Here is a 3,795-nt window from a genome sequence, read left to right on the forward strand (position 1 = left end):
CGCGCCAGCGCCCACCCCGGCCGCCACGCCCACCGCGCGCCCACCGACGCCCCCCACCCCCTCCACCGCGGGCACCGTCGACCTGGGCAAGCTGCGCGAGGGCTCACGCCCCAGCGAGGAGGACCTGACCCCTGAAGGCCTCGCGCGCGCGGTGATCCACAACGAGGCGCGCTTCCTCTTCCAGAGCCTGCTGACGGGGGACGTGCGCAACGCGTCCGTGGAGCTGTCGTACCCGTTCCAGCTCGAGGACAAGCGCTTCAGCACCCCGGACGAGCTGGTGCAGGCGTGGGTGAAGCAGCTGCGCGCGCGGCGCACGGACCTGATCACCCTCTACGACATCGAAGTGCTGCCCATCGCGGAGATGGAGAAGAAGTACGGCAAGCCCCCCGCGCGCCTGGGGCTGGATCCGCGCGCGCTCAAGGACACCTGGGCCGCGGTGGGCAACCTCTCCGGCCACGCGGCCATCTTCCTCTTCCGTGGCAGCCCGGACCTGAGCTGGCACGCCTTCGCGTACACGGACTGAGCCGACAGGAGCGCCCGGCGTTCCCACCGGGCGCCCTGCCCTGCGTCAAGGCCGCGCTCAGCCCAGCGCCGCGACGAAGTCCCGCAGGCGCGCGAGGCCTTTCTGGAGCACCTCGCGCGAGGTGACGAAGCTCATGCGGATGTAGCCCGGCGCGCCGAACGGGTCTCCCGGCACCGCCGCCACCAGGAAGTCGTTGAGCAGCGCCTCGGAGAGCTGGAGCGAGTCCGTCAGCGGCTTGCCCTTGTACGTCTTGCCCAGCAGGCCGCGCACGTCCGCCATCGCGTAGAAGGCCCCTTCCGGCAGCCGGCAGCGGATGCCGGGAATCGCGTTGAGCCCCGCGACGAACAAATCCCTGCGCTCGCGGTACTCGTTCACCATCGCGGTGATGGTGTCCGTGGGGCCGTTGAGCGCCGCCAGCGCCGCCTTCTGGGTGATGGAGGACGCGTTGGACGTGGACTGGTCCTGCACCAGTTGCATGCCGGAGATGAGCGCCTTGGGGCCCGCCGCGTAGCCCAGCCGCCAGCCCGTCATCGCGTAGGACTTGGACAGGCCGTTGGACACCAGCAGCCGGGGCACCAGGTCAGGCGCCACGTTGCCGATGTTGAGGAACGGCTCCCCCGTGTAGAGGAGCTTCTCGTACATGTCGTCGGTGACGAGCATGCAGTCGTGGCCGCGCACCGCGTCCGCGATGCCCTCCAGCGTGGCGCGCGAGTACACCGCGCCCGTGGGGTTGGCCGGGCTGTTGAGCACGATGGCGCGCGTGCGCGGGGTGAGCGCCTTCTTGATGGCCGCGGGGTCCGGCGCGTAGCCGTCCTCCTCGCGCGTGGGGACGATGACCGGCGTGCCGCCCGCCAGGTGCACCATGTCCGGGTAGCTCACCCAGTACGGCGCGAAGATGATGACCTCATCCCCTTCGTCCAGCAGCGCCTGGAAGCAGTTGTAGAGGGACTGCTTGCCGCCCGCCGTCACCACCACCTGATCCGGCGCGTACTTGAGGCCGTTGTCCCTCTCCAGCTTGCGGCAGACCGCCTCGCGCAACTCCGGCATGCCCGCGGTGGCGGTGTACTTGGTGAAGCCCGAGCGGAGCGCGTCGATGGCCGCCTGCTTCACGAACTCCGGCGTGTCGAAGTCCGGCTCACCGGCGGCGAGCACCACCACGTCCTTGCCACCGGCGGCGAGCGCCTTGGCGCGGGCGTTGAGGGCCAGGGTGGCGGAGGGCTTGATGGCTTGCAGCCGGCGGGCGAGTTTCATGCGCCTTGCCTAGCGCGGAACTCCCGAAGCGGACAAGCACAACGGGCACGCCGCGTTGCCCGGCGGCGCTTCCGTCGCCCTACGGTTTCGGGCCGAACTTCTTCTTCAGCCCCGCGTTCACGTTCGGGGGGACGAGCCCCTCCACGTTCCCTCCGAAGGTGGCGACCTCCCGGACGAGCTGCGAGGAGATGTAGAAGTAGTCCTCGCCCGTCATCATGAAGACAGTGTCGATGTCCGGCGCCAGCTTGCGGTTCATGTTCGCCAGCTGGAACTCGTATTCGAAGTCCGACACCGCACGCAGCCCGCGGATGACGACGCTCACGTTGCGCTGGTGCACGTAATCCACGAGCAGGCCGTGGAAGGCGTCCACCTCCACGCGGGGGTCGTTCACCGCCTCGCGGATGAGCTCGATGCGCTCCTCCTGGCTGAAGAGGGGCGTCTTCTTCGGGTTCACCGCGATGGCGACGATGAGCCGTTCGAACATCTTCAGGCTGCGCTGGATGAGGCTCAGGTGCCCGTTGGTGAGCGGATCAAACGAACCAGGATAGATGGCAACCGGCATGGGTGCCGGGAAGTCTCGGCGGGCCCACGGGGCGGGTCAAGCGCACGTCACGGTGCCCGGTAGAAGCTCACCAGGGTGTCCCCGAACCGGCGCTGATCCTCCCGGGTGAGCCCCGCGTGAGCGTCCGGGGCCGCCTCCCGCTTGTCGTGCTCCACCACCACCGTGCCGCCCGGCGTCACCACGCCCGCGGCCACGACGGCATCCAGCACCGTCTCCACCACGCGCGCCGCGTAGGGCGGATCCGCGAAGACGAGTTCGAACTTCTCCCCCTGCTTGCCCAGCGTCCCCAGCGCGCGCACCACGGGCTGCGCCAGGATGGACACCTGGGCGGTGAAGCCCAGGTCGTCGGTGTTCTTGCGGCACAGGGCCAGGGCCTCGCGGTCCTGGTCCACCAGCACCAGCCGGCCCGCGCCCCGCGACAGGGCCTCCAGCCCCAGCGCGCCGGTGCCCGCGTACAGGTCCAGCACGGCCTGCCGTCCAGGAACTGGCCCAGCATGTTGAAGATGGTTTCACGGACCCGGTCCGCCGTGGGGCGGATGTGTCCGGACGACGGCTTGGGCCCCGTCAGGGCCCGGCCCTTCGCGCTGCCTGCAACGATGCGCATGGGCGCCCTTCTAGCCCAGGTCCCCGTCCGGCTTCGCCAGGAACGCCATGGCCACCGACGCCGAGCGGTGCGCCCCCAGCGCCGCCAGCGCCTCCGTGGCCTCCGCGAAGGCCAGCGCCTCCAGCGTCTCGCGAGACGCGGGCGACAGGGCGGCAGCCCCTCCTCCAGCACGGACAAGAGCTCCCCGGCCGGCATGCCCGCCGCCTGGGCCCGCGCCACCACCTGCTCGCGCACCTCCGGAGGCCAGGCGCGCAGGGCCAGCGGACCGAAAGGCCCTGCCCGGTCCACCTTGCGCACGCCCACGGCCACGTAGCTGGACAGCCCCCCGGAGGCCCCCGTGGACACGTCGCCCACCGCCACCGCCACGCCCTTCCCGGCGGCGGTCTCCACCACCCGCCGGAGCAGCTCCACGTCCAGCTCCGCGCCGGGCTCGCCGGCCCCCAGCTGCGCGTCCGGCACGCGCAGGAAGCGCACCGGGACCTGCCACTGCGACAGCCCCTCCAGCAGCGTCGCGCACGCGTCCACCAGCCCGCCGGAGGACCCCTGCGGCGGGGACACCTCCAGCGACAGCTCGCGCTCCTTGAGGGGCCCGCCAGCGCGCTCACCGCCTCCACCGCCTCGTAGGAGGTGAGGCGCGACAAATCCAACGACACCAGCGCGAAGCCCGCGTCCACCACGCGGAAGAGCCCCTCCTGGAGCGCGTCCAGCACGTCCGCGTCCGTGGACGTCACGCGCAAGGGTCCGGCCTGGAGGAACAGGGGCCGGGTGTGCCCGGCCTCCTGGGCGGCCGCGTGCACCGACTGCACGAAGCGCTCCGGCGCGCCCGGTCCGCCAGCGGGTGCGGACACGCCAGGC

4 protein-coding genes and 2 pseudogenes are annotated in these 3,795 nt (G+C 71.4%); 3 read left to right on the forward strand and 3 right to left on the reverse strand.

Features of this window, described 5'->3' with window-relative positions; all coding sequences use genetic code 11:
- Nucleotides 1–523: pseudogene (locus ACLEQD_RS38810) on the forward strand (hypothetical protein); the annotation flags it as partial.
- A 57-nt stretch (nucleotides 524–580) separates the two neighbouring features.
- On the opposite strand, the gene ACLEQD_RS38815 reads toward ACLEQD_RS38810, so the two are convergent.
- From ACLEQD_RS38815 to rsmD, 3 genes and pseudogenes are all read right to left on the reverse strand, one after another.
- The gene (locus ACLEQD_RS38815; RefSeq protein WP_410390917.1) at nucleotides 581–1,774 is read right to left on the reverse strand and encodes a pyridoxal phosphate-dependent aminotransferase; all 1,194 of its coding nucleotides are present in this window, start codon (nucleotides 1,772–1,774) and stop codon (nucleotides 581–583) included.
- Between the two features lie 79 nt (nucleotides 1,775–1,853).
- Complete coding sequence (coaD, locus tag ACLEQD_RS38820) at nucleotides 1,854–2,336, reverse strand: pantetheine-phosphate adenylyltransferase (protein WP_410390919.1); 483 nt, start codon at nucleotides 2,334–2,336, stop codon at nucleotides 1,854–1,856.
- Between the two features lie 47 nt (nucleotides 2,337–2,383).
- Nucleotides 2,384–3,135 (reverse strand): annotated as a pseudogene (rsmD, locus tag ACLEQD_RS38825) (16S rRNA (guanine(966)-N(2))-methyltransferase RsmD).
- 142 nt (nucleotides 3,136–3,277) lie between these two features.
- Between rsmD and ACLEQD_RS38830 the strand changes: the two are divergent.
- Both ACLEQD_RS38830 and ACLEQD_RS38835 read left to right on the forward strand, forming a co-directional pair.
- Nucleotides 3,278–3,571 carry a hypothetical protein gene (locus ACLEQD_RS38830; protein ID WP_410390922.1) on the forward strand — a complete coding sequence of 98 codons (294 nt, stop codon included), beginning with the start codon at nucleotides 3,278–3,280 and terminating at the stop codon, nucleotides 3,569–3,571.
- The coding region (locus ACLEQD_RS38835) for a hypothetical protein (protein ID WP_410390921.1) at nucleotides 3,568–3,795 on the forward strand (228 nt) is incomplete at its 3' end. The genes ACLEQD_RS38830 and ACLEQD_RS38835, both read left to right, overlap by 4 nt.

Origin of the sequence: Corallococcus sp. 4LFB, from assembly GCF_046520365.1 — a bacterium.
In the GTDB taxonomy this organism is placed as follows: Bacteria; Myxococcota; Myxococcia; order Myxococcales; family Myxococcaceae; genus Corallococcus; species Corallococcus caeni.

Bases quoted from the DNA above. Each gene is read 5' to 3' on its own strand.
- ACLEQD_RS38815 (WP_410390917.1), bottom strand. From the start codon at position 1,774: ATGAAACTCGCCCGCCGGCTGCAAGCCATCAAGCCCTCCGCCACCCTG.
- coaD (WP_410390919.1), bottom strand. From the start codon at position 2,336: ATGCCGGTTGCCATCTATCCTGGTTCGTTTGATCCGCTCACCAACGGG.